Below are 18,569 nucleotides of genomic sequence, written 5' to 3' on the forward strand. Positions count from 1 at the left end.
CGGGGTCGCCGCGAGGGGTCTCAGCCCTTCTCGGCGCCCGCGTTCGCGCCCTGCGTGAAGTAGCGCTGGAACACGGCGAAGATGATCGCCGAGGGGATGGTCATGAGCAGCGCGGCCGCCATCGAGATGGGGTACTGGTTGCCCGAGCCCAGGCCGCCCGAGGTCAGCTGGCCGACGCCGCGGGTGAGGGTGAAGAGGTTCGGGTCGTTCGTGGCGATGATGAAGTGCGCCAGCTCGTTCCACGACCCCTGGAAGGACAGGATCGTCAGGGTGATGACCGCCGGACGGGCCATCGGGAGGACGACCGACCAGAAGATGCGGAAGGTGCTCGCACCGTCGATGCGGGCCGCCTCCTCGACGGACGGCGGGATCGACTCGAAGAACTGCTTCATGATGAACACGCCGGCGGCGTCGACGAGCAGCGGGACGATGAGCGCCGGGTAGGTGTTGTAGATCCCGAGGTAGTTGAGCACGAGGAACTTCGGGATGAGCAGCACGATGCCCGGCACCGCGAGCACGGCGAGGATCGCGGTGAACACGGCGTCCCGGCCGCGGAACTTCAGTCGCGCGAGGGCGTACCCGGCGAGCGAGTTGAAGAACACGCGCCCGATCGTCACGCACACCGTGACGATGACCGAGTTGGTGAACCACAGCGGGAAGTCGGTCTCGGCGAGCCGCTGGAACGCCGCGGTGGTCAGGGGGTCCGGGACGATCCCGAGGGGGTTCGCGACGGCGTCGCCGTTGGTCTTGAGCGAGGTCGAGACCTGGACGACGAAGGGGTAGATGTAGACGACCGAGAACGCGACGAGCGCGAGGTAGACCGCGAGCTTCTTGCCGCGACCGCTCCGGTGGACACGAGAGGATCCACCGCCGGTCGGTCGTGCAGCCGTCTCGAGCCTGCTCAGGTCCTCGGTGGCGCGGGCACGGGTCAGCGGGTCCGTCGCGTTGCCGACGCCGCTGCCGGAGAACTCGCTCATGCCGTCGCCTCCTTCTTCTTCGCCGCGCGCTGCTGGGCGCGCCGGGCCTTCTTCGCGGCCGCCTCGTCCTTGTCGCGCAGCACGAACCGCTGGAACGTCGTGAGCACGAAGATGAGGACGAAGAGCAGGAACGCCATCGCGGCGCCCTGGCCCCACTGCTGCTGCCCGAAGGCGGCGGTGTACGACAGGTAGGCCGGCGTGAGCGTCGTCTTCGCGGGGCCGCCCTGCGTCATGACGTACATCTGGTCGAACACCTGCCACGTGCCGATGACGCCGAGCGTCACGACGAGGAGGATGGTCGGCCGCAGGTGCGGGACGGTGACGGCCCGGAAGCGCTGCCACCGGTTGGCGCCGTCGACGAGCGCGGCCTCCTCGACCTCCGTCGGGAGGTCCTGCAGTGCCGCGAGGAACATGAGCATGAAGGTGCCGGCCGTGGTCCAGACGACCTGGAGCATGATCGCCGACAAGGCCACCGAGGGCCCGCTGAACCAGTCCCACAGCGACAGGCTCATCACCTGGTGGTCGGCGAGGGCCCCGGGCGGCGCGTCGATGCTCCACAGCCCGAGACCCTGGCCGGCGAGGTGGATGAGGCCGCGCGGGTCCGAGAACCACGTCGGGCCGTCGATGCCGAAGATCCCGAGGAACTGGTTGACGGCGCCCGTCCCGGTGAAGAGGAAGAGGAAGACCAGCGAGATCGCGACCGACGACACGACCGAGGGGAAGTAGAAGGCCGTGCGGAAGAACGTGCGGCCCTTGAGGAAGCGCTGGTTGACGATGACCGCCAGCCCCAGCGCGAGCACCGTCTGGAGCGGGACGACCCCGACGACGTAGTAGAAGGTGTTGCGCAGCGAGATCATGAAGTCCTGCCGCGAGAGCCCCTGCTCGGTGAGGAGCGCCTGGTAGTTCTCGGTGCCGACGAAGCCGACGCGGGACGAGAACGGGCTCCCGCGCCCCGTCCAGTCCGTGAAGGACACCCAGATCGCCATGAGGATCGGGATGACGAGGAAGAGCCCGAGGACCACGAGCGTGGGGGTGACGAACAGCCACCCGGCGGTGGACTGACGCTGCCCGTCCCCGCGGCGGCGGCGCCGCGGGGCCCGGCCGGAGCCGGTCCCCGCGGTGGTGCCGCGCTCGGCGACGGTGTCGGCGGTGCTCACTGGCCGAGCGCGGAGCCGGCGTTGGTGTCGAAGCCCTCGAGGACCTGCGGCAGGTTGGCGTTGCCGAAGCTCTCGAGCTTGGAGTTGAGGTCGGCGACGACCTGCTCCATCCCGGGCGCGTTGATCGGGCCGTGGCCGTACTCACCACCGGCGATGAACGGGGCGTCCTCGGGGAACTTGCTCTTGTACTGGTCGGCGGCCGACTGGCGGCTCGGCATGACCCCGAACGCGTCGGCGAAGGCCATCTGCTGGTCGACGGTGGTCAGCGACTTCACGAGGTCGACGGCCTGGGCCTGGGCCTTGGAGTCGGACGCGACACCCCAGCACTGGGTGAACTGCAGCGTGCCCTTGCCCGCCGGGCCGGCCGGCAGCTCGACGGTCTTGTACTTGAGGTCCGGGTAGTCGTTCTTGACGGCGCCCTTGATCCAGTTGCCCTCGATCGTCATCGCGGCCTTGCCGGTGCCGAACGCCTCACCGCCCCAGCCGGAGTCGAGCTGGTTGGACATCTTGAAGTTGCCCGCCTTGACGTTGCGCTGGACGTACTCGAGGGCGTCGGTGACCGCCGGGGTGTCGGCCGACGCGCTCTTGCCGTCCTCGGACAGCCACCAGCCGCCGTTCTGGACGACGAACGCGCCGAGGCGGTCGATGCCGACCCCGATGCCGAGGCCGACCTGGTCCTTCGTGGTCAGCTTCTTCGAGACGGCCTCGAGCTGGTCCCACGTGGTCGGGACGTCGGCGTCGGTCAGGCCGGCCTTCTCCCACGAGTCGGTGTTGATCTCGAGGGCGAGGGTCGAGAAGTCCTTGGGGGCGCAGTACTGCTTGCCCTCGTACGTGAAGGTCTGGCGCAGCGGCTCGTAGAAGTCGCTGTTGTCGGAGAGCTGGTCCGCGTACGGGTAGAGGCTGCCGTTCTTCGCGTAGTCCGCGAAGCGCGAGGCGTCCATGTAGAAGACGTCGGCAGGCTTGCCGCTGGCGAAGCCCTGGGCGAGCTGCTGGTTCATGTCGCTCGCGACGGTGACGGTGACCTTGTTGCCGGACTTCTGCGCCCAGGCGTCCGCCGCGGCCTTGACGGCGTTGGTCTCGGCGTCGCCGGAGGACGCGATGAGCATCGTCAGGTTGGCCGGGCCGCTGGCCGACGCCGGCGCGCTGGATGCGCCCTCCTCCTCGAATCCTCCTCCGCCGCAGGCGGACAGGGCCAAGGCGCCGGTGAGGGCCAGGACCAGGGCGGTGGTACGGGTCGTGCGCGTCATCGTGACTCCTTCGTCGGGGTGGTGCGCGGGGGTGGCCGGGTCAGGCCCGGGTGCTGCGGGCGGTGGTCAGGGTCGGCCGGAGCAGCGAGCCGTGCTCCGGCGGGGGAGAGCCCTCGAGAGCGGCGCTCACGAGGTCGAGGCAGGTCTCGGCGATGGCCTCGAAGGGCTGCGCGACCGAGGTGAGGTGGTGCATCGTCGCCGTCTCGGAGCCGTCGAAGCCGACGACGCCGACGTCGCGACCGGGCTCGAGGCCGCGGCGGACGAGGGCGTGGTGGACGCCGAGGGCGAGGACGTCGGAGGCGCAGACGACGGCGTCGCCGGGGGAGAGGTGCTCGAGCAGCGCGGTGGCCGCGGCCGTGGCGTCGTCGAGGTCCTGCTCGGCGACCGCGTCGGGGCCGGCGACACCGCCGGCATCGGCGCAGGCCCGGGCCCAGCCGCTGCGCCGGTCGTCACCGACGACCGAGCCCGCCGGCCAGCCGAGGAACGCCACGCGCTCGTAGCCCTGGTCGCGGCAGTGCCGGACGGCGTCCTCGGTGCCGGCGCCGCCGTCGACGTCGACCCAGCGGGTGAACGTCGGGTCGTCCCAGACCCGGCCGAAGGTGGCGTAGGGGATGCCCTGCTCCTCGAGCCACGGCGGGCGCGGGTCCCCGTGGTGGGTCTCGGCGAGGACGAAGGCGTCGACGAGCCGGCCGGCCCACATCGAGCGGTAGCCCTCGAGCATCGGGTGCCCGGACTGCGAGCCGAAGGGCACGATGTGGCAGCCGTGGCGGGCGGCGCCGATGCTCAGGGCGGTGAGCACGGGGGCGGTGGTCGCGTTGTGGGCGCCGAGCGTGTGCAGCTCGATGCCGACGGCGCCGGCGCGACGGCTGCGCAGGGACTGGGCGGAGCTGGAGGCGCGGTAGCCGAGCTCGTCGATGGCGGCCCGCACCCGCTCGAGGGTGTCGGGGCGGACCCGCTCGGGGTTGTTGACCGCGTTGCTCACGGTCTGGCGCGACACGCCGGCGGCGCGGGCGACGTCGTGGATGGTCACGCGGTCGGCGTCGCCGGGCTGCGGGGTCATCGGTCCTCCTCGTCGAGGGTCCTGCACCTGTGAACGTTCAAACGATCGTGACGACGGTTGATTTGAACGATCAAATGGATAGGGTCGTCACTGTGCATCGACCTGACACCGGAAGTCAAGAGGCCGCCGTCGACCCCGAGCGCTCGCGCCAGCCGTGGCTCCACGAGCTCGAGGTGGCGGTCCGGGGACCGGTGACCTGCCTGGCCGCGCGCAGCGGCGACGTCGACGCCGGGTGCGAGGGGGGCGAGGCCACCGGCCTGCTCGTCGACGACCGTCGTGTGGTGCACCGGCTCGTCCTCCGGGTCGACGGGCTCGCCCCGACCCCGGTCGTCGCGGCGAGCCGCGGCGGCTCGTCCGAGACCCTCGCCGTCGCCCGCCACCTCGGCGACCCCGGGCCCGACCCCACCGTCGAGGTCGCCCGGCACCGGGTGCTGACGGACGACGGCCTCACCGAGACCGTCGAGGTCCGCAACCGTTCGGCCGAGCCCGTGCGCTGCGTCGTCGAGCTCCTGGTCGCCGGCGACGGCGCCGACCTGCACGACATCAAGCACGGTGTGGCACACCCCCGTCCGCTGCCGGTCGCCGTGTCCGACGAGGTCGCCTCCTGGTGCGACGAGCGGCACGCGGTGAGCGTCCGCGGTGAGGGCGCGCAGGTGTCGGCCGACGGAGCCGACGCGTCGCTCCGGTGGTCGCTCGAGGTCCCGCCCGCGGGGGCACGGACCGTCGTCGCGGAGGTCGCCGCCCGCCGCCTCGCCACCACGGCCTTCGACGCCGACGCCGGGTCCGACGCGCTCGGCTTCGACGTCGTCCACGTCGAGGCCGACGACGCCCGGTTCTCGCGCACCGTGCAGGACGGCCTCGAGGACCTGCGCCACCTCGCGATGCGCGACCCGCTCGCCCCCGACGACGTCTTCGCCGGGGCCGGCACCCCGTGGTACCTCACCCTCTTCGGCCGCGACGCCGTGTGGGCGGCGCGGCTCTCCCTCCCGTTCGGCACCGACCTCGCCCGCGGCACGCTGCGCGCGCTCGCCCGGCGCCAGGGGCGGCACGACGACCCCGTCACCGCCGAGGCGCCCGGCAAGATCCCGCACGAGATCCGGCGCACCGCGTTCGGCAGCGAGGGTGGCATGGTGCTGCCGACGACCTACTACGGCACGGTCGACGCGACCCCGCTCTGGGTCTGCCTGCTCCACGACGCCTGGCGGTGGGGCATGGACGCCGCGGTCGTCCGCGAGCTCGCGCCCGCGCTGCACGCGGCGCTCGGCTGGATGGAGCGTGCGGCCGACGGCAGCCCCGACGGCTTCCTGCGCTACCTCGACGAGACCGGCACCGGCCTGGCCAACCAGGGCTGGAAGGACTCCGGCGACTCGATGCGCGACGCCGCCGGGCGCATCGCCGAGGGCCCGATCGCCCTCGTCGAGACCCAGGCCTACGCCGTCGAGGCGGCCCGCGCCGCGGCCGACCTGCTCGAGCAGGTGCTCGGCGCCGACGGCGGGCGCTGGCGCTCCTGGGCCGAGGCCCTCGCCGCGCGCGTCGAGACGTCGTTCTGGTCCGACACCGGGGGGCGCCGCATCCTCGCGATGGCCCTCGACGGCCACGGCGCGCCGGTCGACGGGCTCGGCAGCAACATCGGGCACGTCCTCGGCACCGGCACGCTCGGTGCGGCGGGCGAGGCGCGGGTCGCGGCGGCCCTCGCGAGCCCCGAGCTGCTCGGCCCCCTCGGCATCTCGACGCTCGCGCGCGACAACCCCGCCTTCAACCCGATCGGGTACCACACCGGCTCGGTGTGGACCCACGACACCGCGATCTGCGGCCTGGGCCTCGCGCGAGCCGGGTTCCGCGACACCGCAGCCCGGGTGGCCCGGGCCCTCGTCGACGTGTCCGCCGCGAGCGGCTACCGCTGGCCCGAGCTCTACGGCGCGGACCCCGTGCTCGGCCGTCCCGCGCCCTACCCGGCGAGCTGCCGCCCGCAGGCGTGGGCGGCGGCGAGCGCCGGCGCGCTCGTGACGACGGTCCTCGGCCTGCGCGCCGACGTGCCGGCCGGCCGGCTGCACCTCTCGCCCCTCCCGGACGCCCCGTTCGGGGTGCTGGACGTGCGGGGGCTGCGCCTCGGCGACGGTCTCCTGGACGTCGAGGTCGACGCCGTGGGCCAGGTGCGTGCGGTGCGTGCGCCCGACGGCATCGACGTCGAGGTGGGCTGACCGGCGCGCAGGCCCGCTTGTTAGCGTGACCGTCCGGCCGCGGCGGGGGACAGGTCCTGCCCGGCACGACGGAAGGACCGACCGTGCTCGACGTGCTCTGGGGACTCGGCGGGATGGCCGCCCTCCTGCTGGCCGCCGTGGCCATCTCGACCGACCGCCGGGCCATCCGCCCGCGGACCGTGGCCGCCGCCCTCGGCCTGCAGGTGCTCTTCGGGGTCCTCGTCCTCTACGTCCCGCCGGGGCGCGCGGCCCTCGACGCCGCGACCCGGGCGGTGCAGGCGGTCATCGACTCCTCGAAGGAGGGCATCGCCTTCCTCTTCGGCTCGCTCGTGCCCGAGGACGGGGTGGTCTTCGCGCTCCAGGTGCTGCCGGTCATCGTCTTCTTCGCGGCGCTGACGTCCGTGCTCTACCACTGGAAGGTCCTCCAGCGGGTGGTGCGCGTGCTCGGCTCGGGGCTGCACGTCCTCCTCGGCACCTCGCGCGCCGAGTCGGTCAACGCCGCGACGAACGTCTTCCTCGGCCAGACCGAGGCGCCGCTCGTCATCCGGCCCTACCTCCCGCGGATCTCGACCTCCAGCCTCTTCGCCGTGATGACCGGGGGTCTCGCGACCGTCGCGGGGTCGGTCCTCGTCGGGTACGCGCTGCTCGGCGCGGAGCTCGACCAGCTGATCGCCGCCGCGTTCATGGCGGCGCCCGGCGCCCTGCTCATGGCCAAGATCGTCGTGCCCGAGAGCCAGGAGGTCGACGCCGACGGCGTGCCGGTGCGGGTCGCGACCGGGGGCGGCGGGGTCGCCGACGACGAGGACGCCCCGGAGGAGGCGCCCGAGCCCGAGGAGGAGGAGCACGTCAACGTCATCGACGCGGCGGCCGACGGCGCCGCGCAGGGGTTGAAGCTCGCCGCCAACATCGGCGCGATGCTCCTGGCGTTCATCTCGCTCATCGCCCTGGTCAACCTGCTCCTCGGCGCCGTCGGCGGGTGGTTCGGGCAGCCCGACCTCACCTTCGAGCGGCTGCTCGGCTGGCTCTTCGCGCCGGTGATGTTCCTCGTCGGCGTGCCGTGGGACGAGGCGGTGCGCGCCGGCAGCTTCGTCGGGCAGAAGACGGTCGTCAACGAGTTCGTCGCCTTCAGCAACTTCGGCCCGGTCGCCGACGAGTTCAGCGCGAAGACCAAGGCCATCGTCACGTTCGCCCTCACCGGCTTCGCCAACCTCGGCTCGCTGGCCATCCTCCTCGGCGGCCTCGGCGGGATGGCCCCGAACCGCCGGTCCGAGATCGCGACCTACGGCGTGCGTTCCATCGCGGCGGCGACGCTGGCGAACCTCATGAGCGCGGCGATCGCCGGGATGCTCCTCGCCTGAGCGGGCGGGACGTGGGTCCGGCTCAGGCCGGGTGCAGCCCGCACTCGGTCTTGCCGAACCCGACCCAGCGCCCGGAGCGCTCGTCGGCGCCGGCCTCGACGCGCTGGGTGCACGGGGCGCAGCCGATCGACGGGTAGCCGTCCGCGAGGAGCAGGTTGACCGGCACACCGTGCTCGAAGGCGTAGGTCGTCACGTCGTCGGAGGTCCACGTGGCCAGCGGGTTGACCTTGACCAGCCCGAACGTCTCGTCGAAGGTCACGACGGGGGTGTTGGCCCGCGTGGGCCCGTCGGCGCGACGGACGCCGGTGGCCCAGCACTCGTAGTCGGCCAGGGCCGCGCGCAGCGGCTCGACCTTGCGCAGGCGGCAGCACTCGGCCGGGTCGCGCTCGAACAGGCGCGGGCCGACGCGGATGTCCTGCTGGGTGACGGACAGCCGCGGGCGGACGTCGACGACGGTGACGTCCAGCTCGGCCGCGACGCGGTCGCGGGTGTCGTACGTCTCGGTGAAGTGGTAGCCGGTGTCGCCGAAGAGGACGTCGACGCCCGGCAGGTGCTGCGAGACGAGGTGGGGGAGAACCGCGTCCTGCATGCTGCTCGCGACGGCCAGGCCCTCGCCGAACGCCTCGACGGCCCAGGCGACGACGTCGTCGGCCGCGGCGTCGGGGCCGAGCTCGCGCGCGCCCGAGGCGGCGATGGCGCGCAGGGCGCCGGGGTCGCGGCGGGTGGAGGTGCGGGCGGTCGCGGTCATCGGAGCTCCTCCTCGTCGACCCGGTGGACCCAGGACGAGAACGACTCGCTGCCCTCGCGCTGGGCGAGGAAGCGACGGACCAGGCGCTCGACGAGGTCGGGCAGGTCGTCGGCGGTCACCTTGAGGCCGCGGACGGTGCGGCCGAGGCCGGCCTCGTCGCGGTCGGCCGACGCGAGACCGCCGCCGAGGTGCACCTGGAAACCGGGCAGCTGCTCGCCGTCGACGGTGACGAGCTGGCCCTTGAGGCCGATGTCCGCGACCTGGATGCGGGCGCACGAGTTGGGGCAGCCGTTGACGTTGAGCGTGATGGGGGTGTCGAGCGACGCCGTGACGTCGGCGAGGCGCTGCTCGAGCGCCGCGACGGTGGTGGCCGCCGTCGCCTTGGTCTCGACGATCGCGAGCTTGCAGTACTCGATGCCGGTACAGGCCATCGTGTTGCGGCGGAACGGGCTGGGGGACACCGAGAGCCCGAGCTCCTCGAGGCCCGCGACGAAGCGGTCGAGGCGGTCCGGGGCGATGTCGAGGACGACGAGCTTCTGGTGCGGCGTGAAGCGGACGCGGTCGGTGCCGGCGGCCTCCATGAGGTCGGCGAGCCCGGCGAGGACGTCACCGCTGACGCGGCCGACGACCGGGGCGGCGCCGACGTAGTGGTTGCCGTCCTTCTGGAGGTGGACGCCGACGTGGTCACCCGGCGTCGACGGCGTGGGCGGGGGAGGGCCGTCCGGGAGGGCGTACTCGAGGTAGTCCTCCTCGAGGACGCGGCGGAACTCGGCCGGGCCCCACTCGGCGAGGAGGAACTTCAGGCGCGCCTTGGTGCGCAGCCGGCGGTAGCCGTGGTCGCGGAAGATCCGGATGACGCCGAACCACACGTCGGCGGCCTGCTCCTGCGTGACGAACACGCCGAGGCGCTCGGCGAGGCGGGGCGCGGTCGAGAGCCCGCCGCCGACCCAGAGGTCGTAGCCGGCGCCGAGCTCGGGGTGGACGACCCCGACGAGGGAGATGTCGTTGATCTCGTGGACGACGTCGAGGCTCGGGTGGCCGGTGACCGCCGACTTGAACTTGCGCGGCAGGTTGGCGAGGTCGGGGTCCCCGACGAAGCGGGAGACGATCTCGTCGATGACCGGCGTCGGGTCGATGACCTCGTCCGCGGCGATGCCGGCGAGCGGGCTGCCGAGGACGACACGCGGGGTGTCGCCGCACGCCTCGGTCGTCTGGAGGCCGACGGCCTCGAGCCGACGCCAGATCTCGGGCACGTCCTCGACCCGGATCCAGTGGTACTGGATGTTCTGCCGGTCGCTGATGTCGGCCGTGCCGCGGGCGAACTCCTGCGAGATGCCGGCGACGACGCGCAGCTGGGGCAGGGTCAGGGCCCCGCCGTCGAGCCGGATCCGGAGCATGAAGTACTCGTCGGAGAGCTCGGTGTCGGACAGCTGAGCCGTGCGGCCGCCGTCGATGCCGGGGCGGCGCTGGGTGTACAGGCCCCACCAGCGGAAGCGGCCGGCGAGGTCCTCCGGCGGGATGGAGCCGAAGCCGTCGCGGCTGTAGACGGTCTCGATGCGCTCGCGCACCGACAGGCCGCCCTCCTCCTGCTTCCACACCTCGTTGGCGTTGAGCGGCTCGCGGCCGTCGACGGCCCACTGCCCGTTGGACCGCCCGGTGCGGGGCGGGCGCAGGGCGCGCGACGGGGTGGAGTCGGTGGTGGTCATGGGGTCCTCACGCAGGGGGCGATCACGTTTCGTTGTCCAAGGTATAACACCCCATTATCCCCGCCACCGGGGTCCACCATGTGGTCGGCATCGCTATGATCGAACACGTGTTCGACGACGCGGCTCCGGGTGGTGGGCCCCCGCTGCGCGCCGGCACCCCGGCCGCGCCCGTGCGCCAGCGCTCGGGCGCCGGGGCCACCGGCGCGGGCGGACCGCCGGGCTGGCCGCAGGGCGTCCCACCGCCGGGCACCCACGGCTGGGAGCAGCGGGCGGTCGCGTGGCTGCTCGACCACTGCCCGCCGGACTACCGGCTCTACCCCGCGTGGCGGCGCCACCCGGTCGCCCTCGCCTGGCTCGCCGTGCGCCACCTCGACGCCCAGCTCGACGCGATGCGCTCCTCCTACCGCGAGGTGCGGGTCGCGCTCGTCGACGACATCGGGCCCGAGGGGGTCACCCAGGTGCTCGCCGACCTCGAGTGCGAGGGGGTGCGCCTCGTCGCCGCCCGGCGTGCGGCGGGGCTCCTGCTCGACGGCCTGCGCGGCCTCGAGTTCGTCCCCCGCCTCTGACCACGAGCCGGGTCGTCACTGCGGTGACGCGGAACTTGGCGCGGGACGCGGATGTATCCGCGTCCAGGAATGATGTCCGCGTCATCACCGCGATGACGCGGATGCTCGCTCCGCTAGCTGCGCTCGGCGAGCATCTGCTCCATCAGGGTGATCTCGGCGGTCTGCGCGCGGCGGATGGCGCCGGCGAGGGTGCGCACCTCGTCGGTGCGGGCGTCGGCGAGCGCGGCGTCGGCCATCTGCACCCCGCCCTCGTGGTGGGCGATCATCAGCCGGAGGAAGAGCCGCTCGGCCTCGACCCCGCGGGCGGCCCGCAGCTCGTCGAGCTGGGCGGGCGTCGCCATCCCCGGCATCCCGTCGCCGGAGGCGCCGTGGGCGGCGTGCTCGCCGCCGACCCACGCCATCGGGGCGCGGGAGGCGGTCTGCGGCAGGCCCCACTGGACGAGCCAGCCGTACATCTGGCCGGCCTGCTGCTGCTGGCTCGTGATGATGTCGAAGGCGAGCGTGCGGACGGCCTCGTCGTCGGTGTCGTCGCGTACCGCGAAGGCCATCTCGACGGCCTGGAGGTGGTGGGTCTGCATGTCTCGGGCGAACCCGGCGTCCGCGCCGAAGTCGGTGACCTCGGACGTCGAGGCCAGGCGGCCGACCGCGACCGTGCCGCCGACGCCGACGAGCAGGGCGAGGACCGCGACGAGGACGAGGACCCCGCGGGGACGGGCGGCGGGCGTCACGAGGTCGGCTGGTCGCCGGCGCCGGTCTGCGGGAGGGTGCCGTCGCTGCCGCCGGTGCACGCCGCGCCCGGCTCGGGCGTCTGCGGGCCCTGGCGGTACTCGCGGATGAACTCGTCGAGGCGGGCGTCGTCGACGCCGGTCAGGTCGAGCTGCTTGCCCCACGCGGACGCGACGACCGGCGCGCGCAGCCCGTCGACGGGGGAGACGACCATGTAGGTGTCCGGCACGCGGTCGACGAGCGTCTGCACCTGCGCCGCGGGCAGGTCCGAGCGGTAGGTGACCCAGACGGCGCCGTGCTCGAGGGAGTGGACGGCCAGCTCGTTGGGCACCGGCTGCGGGTAGACGCCGCAGTTGAGCCAGACCGGGTTGTGGTCGCCGCCGACGGGCGGGGTCTGCGCGTAGGTGACCGGGGTCGTCACGTGGTTGGCGCTGACGTCGTCGTAGCTCTTGACGGCGTCGAGGGTGGGGCGCGAGGAGGTGTCGCGCCAGATCGTCACGCCCACCGTCGCGACGATGGCGAGCACGAGGAGAGAGACACCGCCGACGACGAGGAGGCGGGAGCGTCGCTCCTTGGCGCGCTGGGTCTTCTGCACCTCGGCGAGGGCGCGGGCGCGGGACGACGAGGGCACAGGGAGCCTCCTGGGTCGGGCCCACCGGGTGGTGGACGGTTCAACCATCCCCAGCGTCCCGCAGGGCCGGTGAGTTCCCGGTTCGTGGAGGTCTCGTGGAGATCCTTCCCACCCCGCCCCGGGGTGCCGGGAGGCTCACCCGCAGCACCTAGACTCGTCGGGTTACCCGGACCCCGAGGACAGGACGAGGAGGTAGGCGCCGTGAGCCTGCTGGAACGGATCGCCGGCCCCCGCGACCTCAAGGCGCTCCCTGCGGACCGGCTGCCCGAGCTCGCTGCGGAGATCCGCGCCTTCCTCGTCGAGCAGGTCTCGCGCACCGGCGGCCACCTCGGCCCCAACCTCGGCGTCGTCGAGCTGACCATCGCCATCCACCGGGTCTTCGACAGCCCGCACGACGCGGTCGTCCTCGACACCGGGCACCAGTCCTACGTCCACAAGCTGCTGACCGGCCGCCACGACTTCTCCGGCCTGCGCACCGAGGGTGGCCTGTCGGGCTACCCGAGCCGCGCCGAGTCGCCGCACGACGTCGTCGAGAACTCGCACGCGTCGACCTCCCTGTCGTGGGCGCACGGCATCGCCGCCGGTCGCGTCGTGCGCGGCGAGCGCAACCGGCACACCGTCGCGGTCATCGGCGACGGCGCGCTGACCGGCGGGATGGCGTGGGAGGCCATCAACAACATCGCGGCCGAGCAGGACCTGCCGCTCGTCATCGTCGTCAACGACAACGAGCGCTCCTACGCCCCGACCCGCGGCGGCCTCGCCGACCACCTCTCGACGCTGCGCACGACCCGCGGCTACGAGCGCTTCCTCGACTGGGGCAAGCGCAACGTCTCGCGCACGCCGGTCGTGGGCGGCGCGATGTACGAGACGCTGCACGGCGTCAAGAAGGGCATCAAGGACATCGTCGCCCCGCAGGGGATGTTCGAGGACCTCGGCCTCAAGTACGTCGGCCCGATCGACGGCCACGACGAGCCGGCCGTCGAGGCGGCGCTGCGCAAGGCCAAGGCCTTCGGCGGTCCGGTGCTCGTCCACGTCATCACCCAGAAGGGGCGCGGCTACGACCCCGCCGTCTCCGACGAGGCCGACCAGTTCCACGCCGTCGGCGTCATCAACCCCGAGACCGGCCTCCCCCTCGAGATCGCCGGCCGCTCCTGGACCGACGAGTTCTCCGACACGATGGTGCAGATCGGCGAGGAGCGGCCCGACGTCGTCGCCCTCACCGCGGCGATGATGATGCCCGTCGGGCTCCAGCCGTTCTGTGAGCGCTTCCCCGAGCGCACCTTCGACGTCGGCATCGCCGAGCAGCACGCCCTGACGATGGCCGCCGGCCTCGCGTTCTCGGGGCTGCACCCGGTCGTCGCCGTCTACGCGACCTTCCTCAACCGCGCCTTCGACCAGCTGCTCATGGACGCCGCGCTGCACAAGGCCGGCGTCACGGTCGTCCTCGACCGCTCGGGCGTCACCGGGCCGGACGGCGCGTCGCACCACGGCATGTGGGACATGACGATCTCCGGCGTCGTGCCGGGCCTGCACCTCGCCGCGCCGCGCGACGGCCAGCAGGTGGCCCGCGCGGTCCGCGAGGCCGTCGACATCGCCGACGCGCCGTCGGTCGTCCGCTTCCCCAAGGGCACGGTGGGGGAGCCCCTCACCGCCGTGCGCACCGTGGACGGCGTCGACGTGCTGTCCGAGCCGGACGACGGTGACGTCGACCTGCTGCTCGTCGGCATCGGGTCGATGGTCGCCACCGCGCTCGCGGCGGCCGAGAAGCTGGCCGCCGAAGGGCACCGCGTGCGTGTCGTCGACCCGGTGTGGGCGCTGCCCGTGCCGGCGGCCCTCGCGTCGCTCGCCGGCGCCGCCGGGCGCGTGGCCGTCGTCGAGGACAACGTCGTGGTCGGAGGCATCGGGACGCAGGTCGTCCAGGCGCTGCGCGACGCCGGCCTCGGGCTGCCCGTCGACACCTTCGGCCTGCCCAAGCGCTTCCTCGACCACGCCTCCCGCGGACGGGTCCTCGACGCGGTCGGGCTGACGCCGGACGCCGTCGCGTCGGCCCTGCGCGAGCGCCTGGCCTGAGCGGCGTCGTGGAGAGCCGCCGCGACGAGGTGCGCGCCGCCTACGACGCCATCGCCGAGGACTACGCCGCGACCTTCCCCTCGACCGAGCCCGAGCTGCCGGTCGACCTCGCGATGCTCGACCACTTCGTCGGGCGGGTCGTCGCCGGCGGCGGGGCGCACGTGCTCGACGCCGGCTGCGGGACCGGCCGTATCGCCCGGTACCTCGTCGACCGCGGCCTCTCGGTGGTCGGCGTCGACCTCTCGCCCGGGATGCTGGCGATGGCCCGGCGCGACCACCCGGACCTCGAGCTGCACGAGGGGTCGCTCACCGAGCTGCCCCTCGCCGACGTCTCCGTCGACGGAGTCGTGTTCTGGTACAGCCTGATCCACCTCACCGGCGACGAGCTGCCGGTCGCGCTGGCCGAGGCCGTGCGGGTGCTGCGTCCCGGTGGGCACGTGCTCCTCGCCTTCCAGAAGGGTGAGGGGACGTACGACGTCGGCGCGGGCCTGCGGGAGCGGGGCCACGACGTGTCGCTCGTCCGGTGGCACCGCGGGCCGAAGCAGGTGCTCGACGCCCTGGCCGACGCCGGGTTCGTCAAGGAGGCGCGGCTCGTGCGCGAGCCGGTCGGCCGCGAGCGACACGGTCAGGCGTTCGTGCTCGCCCGCCTCGGCTAGCGTCGCGGGCATGGTCCGCATCGGAGCGATCGTCCTCAACACCGCCGACACCGAGCGCGCCGGCGCGTTCTGGAGCGAGGCGCTCGGCTACGACCGGGGACCCAACCCGGACTTCCTCGCCCCGCGGGGTGACGGCCCGACGCGGCTGCACCTCGACCGCACGGACCGGACCCACCTCGACCTCTGGGTGGACGGTGCGGAGGAGCAGCGCGCCGAGGTCGAGCGCCTCGTCTCGCTCGGGGCCGAGCGCGTCGAGTGGGACTACCCCGACGACGCGGACTTCGTCGTGCTCGCCGACCCGACGGGCACGCTCTTCTGCGTCGTCGACGCCGGCCGGTAGCGCCGGCCCAGCCTCGTGCCGGTTGCTGCGGTCAGCCCGCGGGGTCCGCGATGCCGGTGGCCGTCACGAGGTGCAGCCGCTGGACGTCGACGCTCGTGACGAACTCGTCCACCCGGTCGAGGAAGGCTCGGGTCGTGGGCTGGGCCTCGTGCTCGTCGAGCGCGGCCTCGTCGTCGTAGAGCTCGTAGAAGATGCGGACGTCCGGCTCGCCCTCGAGCGCGTGCACCGCATAGGCCAGTGTGCGCGGCTCGTGGGTGGCGATGCCCGCCACCGTCTCGCGCATCATCGCGTCGAACGCCTCGGCCCGCCCGGGCCGCAGCTCGAACCGGACCACCAGGCCGAACCGGGTCATGTGTCGCTCCTCGTCATGTGCCGACCCTCCCACGTCGCGGGGCCGTGGGACGGGGGAGACTGGGACGCATGTCCGCCGTCAGCGTCTCGTGGTCGGAGGGTTCGTGGACGCACGAGCCCGTGCAGGTCGAGACCGACGGGGAGGACCTCCTCGTGACGGCGGCCGAGGGCTCGGACGCCTGGCGGACCACCTCGTACGGGTTCGTCCACGACTCCGAGCACGCCCTCCTGCGGCCCCTGGACCGGAAGGGTGCGGTCGAGGTGACGTTCACGGTGGCCTTCACCGACCAGTTCGACCAGGCCGGTGTGTTCCTGCGCGCGTCGGCGACGCAGTGGGTCAAGGCCGGCGTCGAGCACGTCGACGGCGCGCCCAGCGTCGGGGTGGTCGCGACGAGGGACCGCTCGGACTGGTCGGCGTTTCCCGTCCCGTCGTGGGCGGGGCGCCGGGTCACGGTGCGCGCCAGCCGTTCCGGTGATGCGGTGACGGTCCGGGTCAGGGTCGACGACGAGCCGTTCGTGATGATCCGCGTCCTGCCGCTCGACCCCGACCTGGAGGTGGAGGCGGGCCCGTTCGTCTGCGCACCCTCCCGGTCCGGGCTCACCGCGCGCTTCCACTCGTGGGAGGTCTCACCCGCGGACGCCGCGCTGCACTGAGCGGCAGGAGAGCCCGAGGGGACTCGGCGGTGACGAGCCGGACCGGGCCCTGTCTACTCGCTCTGAGGTGTGAGCGCTTGTCCGGACTCGCTGTCGACGACGGCACGCGTGCCGAGCTCGTCCGCCAGCGTCACCCGTACGAGGTCGAGGCAGTCGCCCTGCCCGTCCAGCAGCCCGGGACGGGCGACGAACGCTGTGATGCTGACCCGGTCAACGGTCTCGACGACCTCGACCCGCGGGTCCTGGTTGCAGCTCTCCACCGCGACGTCGAGGCGACTGGAGTCGGGCCGGCCTCCGACACCATGGAGTCCCACCTGTTGCTCGCCCACCCCGAACAGCAGCGCGACGAGCACCCCGCCGGACAGGCCCCCGACGAGGACCAGGGCGATCTTCGCCTTCGACACGACGAGGTCGGCCACTGTCGTCCCGCTCTCCTACAGCCGGTCGAGCACCTTGCTGACCAGGTACACGAGGGCGCCGAGCGTCACGGAGGTGGTGGTCACGGCAGCGCCGACCACGAAGGAGCCCGTCTCGGACACGGCCGTCGCCACGCCGACCACGACACCGGCGGCAGCGGCCAGCAGCCCCAGCCACACGACGCCGTAGATGCGCGTGTCCGCCGCGTCGAGGTCCTGACGCTCCTGCCCCTCCACCGAGCTCGTCATGGACGGATCGTAGGCCGCGCGCCCCGGGTCGCGCACGGGTCTAGAGGCCCTTGAGGAAGTCGGGGTCGTCGTCCGGACCCTGCGAGCGACGGCGCTCCTGTGCGCGGAGCCACTCCTGCTCGCGGCGGTGGTCCTCCCAGCGCTGCTGCTGGGTGCGCCCGGACCACGTGTCGCGGGTCGGGCGACCGGCGACGAGCCACGCCACGCCACCGACGATCGGGAACAGCAGGATGATGAAGATCCACGCGAGCTTCGGCAGGTTGCGGATGACGAGCTCGTCGGTCTGGACGGCGTCGATGAGGCAGTAGACCGTGAGGGCGAGCTCGAGCAGCACCGGCAGGTAGCGGATCACGCGGGGCAGCGTCGCACGTCACGCACTGCGTCGTCATCCGATCGGGGCAGATGGGCCCTGCCGAGGCCCGGTTCGTCACAAGGACGGCGCGGAAAACGGCGCGGGACGGGGATACAAGCGCGTCATGCACGAACGTCCGCGTCATCACCGTGACGACGCGGAACCCCGCTCGACAGAGGGCGCCTCAGGCGGGGAAGACGCCGCTCGAGAGGTAGCGGTCGCCGCGGTCGCAGACGACGAAGACGATCGTCGCGTCCTCGACCTCCTGCGCCACCTGCAGCGCGGTCCAGCAGGCGCCGGCCGCCGAGGGGCCGCCGAAGATGCCCTCCTCACGCGCCAGCCGCCGGGCCATCTCCTCCGCGTCGGCCTGGGTGACCTCGACGGTTCGGTCGACCGCGGACGGGTCGAAGATGCGCGGGACGTACGCCGGCGGCCAGGCGCGGATGCCGGGGATCTTCGAGCCCTCGGCCGGCTGCGCGCCGACGATCTGCACCTCGGGGTTGCGGGACTTGAGGTAGCGCGAGACGCCGGTGATCGTGCCGGTCGTGCCCATCGCCGAGACGAAGTGCGTGATGCGACCACCGGTCTGCTCCCACAGCTCCGGACCGGTCCCGAGCTCGTGGGCCCGGGGGTTGTCGGGGTTGCCGAACTGGTCGAGCACCCGGCCGCGACCTTCCTGCTCCATCCGTGTCACGACGTCGCGGGCCTCCTCCATCCCGCCGGAGGCGGGCGTGAGGACCAGCTCGGCGCCGAACGCCCGCATCGTCTGCGCCCGCTCGACGGAGGCGTCCTCGGGCATGACGATGACCAGCGGGTAGCCGCTGATGGCCGCCGCCATCGCGAGGCCGATGCCCGTGTTGCCGGAGGTGGCCTCGAGCAGCGTGTCGCCGGGGGAGATCTCGCCGCGCGCCTCGGCGCCGCGGATCATGCTGATGGCCGGCCGGTCCTTGACCGAGCCGGCGGGGTTGTTGCCCTCGAGCTTCGCGAGGAGCACGTTGCCGCGCCGGTCGTTCTCCGCCCCGGGGAGCCGCTGCAGACGCACCAGCGGCGTACCGCCGATGACGTCCTCCATCGTGGGGTACGCCGGGGGAGTGCTCACGGCCC

At 73.1% G+C, this 18,569-nt stretch carries 20 protein-coding genes; 7 read left to right on the forward strand and 13 right to left on the reverse strand.

The window, feature by feature from the left end; all coding sequences use genetic code 11:
• Nucleotides 1–20: 20 nt before the first annotated feature.
• Genes J3473_RS01700 through J3473_RS01715 form a run of 4 tightly spaced genes read right to left on the reverse strand, consistent with a single transcriptional unit; the run spans nt 21 to nt 4,441 of the window.
• Nucleotides 21–977 carry a carbohydrate ABC transporter permease gene (locus tag J3473_RS01700; RefSeq protein ID WP_207021650.1) on the reverse strand — a complete coding sequence of 319 codons (957 nt, stop codon included), beginning with the start codon at nt 975–977 and terminating at the stop codon, nt 21–23.
• A complete protein-coding gene (locus J3473_RS01705; protein ID WP_051750616.1) occupies nt 974–2,134 on the reverse strand; it encodes a carbohydrate ABC transporter permease in 1,161 nt (386 codons plus the stop codon). The genes J3473_RS01700 and J3473_RS01705 overlap by 4 nt, the downstream gene beginning before the upstream one ends.
• Nucleotides 2,131–3,381 carry an extracellular solute-binding protein gene (locus J3473_RS01710; RefSeq protein ID WP_207021651.1) on the reverse strand — a complete coding sequence of 417 codons (1,251 nt, stop codon included), beginning with the start codon at nt 3,379–3,381 and terminating at the stop codon, nt 2,131–2,133. Before J3473_RS01710 ends, J3473_RS01705 begins: the two co-directional genes overlap by 4 nt.
• Before the next feature lie 40 nt (nt 3,382–3,421).
• Entirely contained in the window at nt 3,422–4,441 is a 1,020-nt protein-coding gene (locus J3473_RS01715; RefSeq protein ID WP_207021652.1) for a LacI family DNA-binding transcriptional regulator, read from the reverse strand.
• A gap of 92 nt (nt 4,442–4,533) precedes the next feature.
• Between J3473_RS01715 and J3473_RS01720 the strand changes: the two genes are divergently transcribed.
• Both J3473_RS01720 and J3473_RS01725 read left to right on the forward strand, forming a co-directional pair.
• Nucleotides 4,534–6,642: a glycogen debranching N-terminal domain-containing protein gene (locus tag J3473_RS01720; protein WP_207021653.1), complete on the forward strand. Its 2,109-nt coding sequence runs from the start codon at nt 4,534–4,536 to the stop codon at nt 6,640–6,642.
• An 83-nt stretch (nt 6,643–6,725) separates the two neighbouring features.
• Nucleotides 6,726–8,000: a NupC/NupG family nucleoside CNT transporter gene (locus J3473_RS01725; protein ID WP_030529007.1), complete on the forward strand. Its 1,275-nt coding sequence runs from the start codon at nt 6,726–6,728 to the stop codon at nt 7,998–8,000.
• A gap of 22 nt (nt 8,001–8,022) precedes the next feature.
• On the opposite strand, the gene J3473_RS01730 is transcribed toward J3473_RS01725, so the two are convergent.
• Nucleotides 8,023–8,748 (reverse strand): phosphoadenylyl-sulfate reductase, encoded by a 726-nt coding sequence (locus J3473_RS01730; RefSeq protein WP_030529008.1) that lies wholly within the window; start codon nt 8,746–8,748, stop codon nt 8,023–8,025.
• On the reverse strand, nt 8,745–10,454 hold the full coding sequence (locus J3473_RS01735; RefSeq protein WP_207021654.1) for a nitrite/sulfite reductase: 1,710 nt from the start codon (nt 10,452–10,454) through the stop codon (nt 8,745–8,747). Before J3473_RS01735 ends, J3473_RS01730 begins: the two co-directional genes overlap by 4 nt.
• A gap of 107 nt (nt 10,455–10,561) precedes the next feature.
• Here J3473_RS01735 and J3473_RS19405 point away from each other — a divergent pair, with 107 nt between their 5' ends.
• Nucleotides 10,562–11,020, forward strand: coding sequence for a hypothetical protein (locus tag J3473_RS19405; RefSeq protein WP_242525614.1), 459 nt, complete (start codon nt 10,562–10,564; stop codon nt 11,018–11,020).
• Nucleotides 11,021–11,133: 113 nt separating this feature from the next.
• On the opposite strand, the gene J3473_RS01745 is transcribed toward J3473_RS19405, so the two are convergent.
• A complete protein-coding gene (locus tag J3473_RS01745) occupies nt 11,134–11,748 on the reverse strand; it encodes a DUF305 domain-containing protein (protein ID WP_207021655.1) in 615 nt (204 codons plus the stop codon).
• A complete protein-coding gene (locus tag J3473_RS01750) occupies nt 11,745–12,377 on the reverse strand; it encodes a DUF3105 domain-containing protein (RefSeq protein ID WP_030529012.1) in 633 nt (210 codons plus the stop codon). The genes J3473_RS01745 and J3473_RS01750 overlap by 4 nt, the downstream gene beginning before the upstream one ends.
• 201 nt (nt 12,378–12,578) lie before the next feature.
• Between J3473_RS01750 and dxs the strand changes: the two genes are divergently transcribed.
• Genes dxs through J3473_RS01765 form a run of 3 tightly spaced genes read left to right on the forward strand, consistent with a single transcriptional unit; the run spans nt 12,579 to nt 15,443 of the window.
• Nucleotides 12,579–14,447 carry a 1-deoxy-D-xylulose-5-phosphate synthase gene (gene dxs / locus J3473_RS01755; RefSeq protein ID WP_030529013.1) on the forward strand — a complete coding sequence of 623 codons (1,869 nt, stop codon included), beginning with the start codon at nt 12,579–12,581 and terminating at the stop codon, nt 14,445–14,447.
• Nucleotides 14,448–14,455: 8 nt separating this feature from the next.
• The gene (locus J3473_RS01760) at nt 14,456–15,103 is read left to right on the forward strand and encodes a class I SAM-dependent methyltransferase (protein ID WP_242525615.1); all 648 of its coding nucleotides are present in this window, start codon (nt 14,456–14,458) and stop codon (nt 15,101–15,103) included.
• Nucleotides 15,104–15,113: 10 nt separating this feature from the next.
• Entirely contained in the window at nt 15,114–15,443 is a 330-nt protein-coding gene (locus tag J3473_RS01765; protein ID WP_207021656.1) for a VOC family protein, read from the forward strand.
• 31 nt (nt 15,444–15,474) lie between these two features.
• On the opposite strand, the gene J3473_RS01770 is transcribed toward J3473_RS01765, so the two are convergent.
• Nucleotides 15,475–15,795, reverse strand: a complete 321-nt coding sequence (locus J3473_RS01770) for a putative quinol monooxygenase (RefSeq protein WP_030529016.1) — start codon at nt 15,793–15,795, stop codon at nt 15,475–15,477.
• Between the two features lie 68 nt (nt 15,796–15,863).
• On the opposite strand from J3473_RS01770, the gene J3473_RS01775 reads away from it, so the two are divergent.
• Nucleotides 15,864–16,448 (forward strand): DUF1349 domain-containing protein, encoded by a 585-nt coding sequence (locus J3473_RS01775; protein ID WP_207021657.1) that lies wholly within the window; start codon nt 15,864–15,866, stop codon nt 16,446–16,448.
• Nucleotides 16,449–16,501: 53 nt separating this feature from the next.
• On the opposite strand, the gene J3473_RS01780 is transcribed toward J3473_RS01775, so the two are convergent.
• The 4 genes from J3473_RS01780 to cysM form a co-directional block, all read right to left on the reverse strand.
• Nucleotides 16,502–16,867, reverse strand: a complete 366-nt coding sequence (locus J3473_RS01780) for a hypothetical protein (protein ID WP_207021658.1) — start codon at nt 16,865–16,867, stop codon at nt 16,502–16,504.
• A gap of 15 nt (nt 16,868–16,882) precedes the next feature.
• Nucleotides 16,883–17,113: a hypothetical protein gene (locus J3473_RS01785; protein WP_207021659.1), complete on the reverse strand. Its 231-nt coding sequence runs from the start codon at nt 17,111–17,113 to the stop codon at nt 16,883–16,885.
• A gap of 40 nt (nt 17,114–17,153) precedes the next feature.
• Nucleotides 17,154–17,465 carry a PLD nuclease N-terminal domain-containing protein gene (locus tag J3473_RS01790; RefSeq protein ID WP_030529019.1) on the reverse strand — a complete coding sequence of 104 codons (312 nt, stop codon included), beginning with the start codon at nt 17,463–17,465 and terminating at the stop codon, nt 17,154–17,156.
• Between the two features lie 184 nt (nt 17,466–17,649).
• The gene (gene cysM, locus J3473_RS01795) at nt 17,650–18,537 is read right to left on the reverse strand and encodes a cysteine synthase CysM (RefSeq protein WP_207021960.1); all 888 of its coding nucleotides are present in this window, start codon (nt 18,535–18,537) and stop codon (nt 17,650–17,652) included.
• Nucleotides 18,538–18,569: the final 32 nt, after the last annotated feature.

Source organism: Phycicoccus sp. DTK01, assembly GCF_017312765.1.
Taxonomy (GTDB): domain Bacteria; phylum Actinomycetota; class Actinomycetes; order Actinomycetales; family Dermatophilaceae; genus Phycicoccus; species Phycicoccus jejuensis.

What these genes read in the sequence shown, in the direction of transcription:
- J3473_RS01785 (WP_207021659.1), bottom strand. Translation starts at nt 17,113, where the DNA reads ATGACGAGCTCGGTGGAGGGGCAGGAGCGTCAGGACCTCGACGCGGCG.
- J3473_RS01775 (WP_207021657.1), top strand. Translation starts at nt 15,864, where the DNA reads ATGTCCGCCGTCAGCGTCTCGTGGTCGGAGGGTTCGTGGACGCACGAG.
- J3473_RS01710 (WP_207021651.1), bottom strand. Translation starts at nt 3,381, where the DNA reads ATGACGCGCACGACCCGTACCACCGCCCTGGTCCTGGCCCTCACCGGC.
- J3473_RS01735 (WP_207021654.1), bottom strand. Translation starts at nt 10,454, where the DNA reads ATGACCACCACCGACTCCACCCCGTCGCGCGCCCTGCGCCCGCCCCGC.
- cysM (WP_207021960.1), bottom strand. Translation starts at nt 18,537, where the DNA reads ATGGAGGACGTCATCGGCGGTACGCCGCTGGTGCGTCTGCAGCGGCTC.
- J3473_RS01730 (WP_030529008.1), bottom strand. Translation starts at nt 8,748, where the DNA reads ATGACCGCGACCGCCCGCACCTCCACCCGCCGCGACCCCGGCGCCCTG.
- J3473_RS01770 (WP_030529016.1), bottom strand. Translation starts at nt 15,795, where the DNA reads ATGACCCGGTTCGGCCTGGTGGTCCGGTTCGAGCTGCGGCCCGGGCGG.
- J3473_RS01715 (WP_207021652.1), bottom strand. Translation starts at nt 4,441, where the DNA reads ATGACCCCGCAGCCCGGCGACGCCGACCGCGTGACCATCCACGACGTC.
- J3473_RS01700 (WP_207021650.1), bottom strand. Translation starts at nt 977, where the DNA reads ATGAGCGAGTTCTCCGGCAGCGGCGTCGGCAACGCGACGGACCCGCTG.
- J3473_RS01765 (WP_207021656.1), top strand. Translation starts at nt 15,114, where the DNA reads ATGGTCCGCATCGGAGCGATCGTCCTCAACACCGCCGACACCGAGCGC.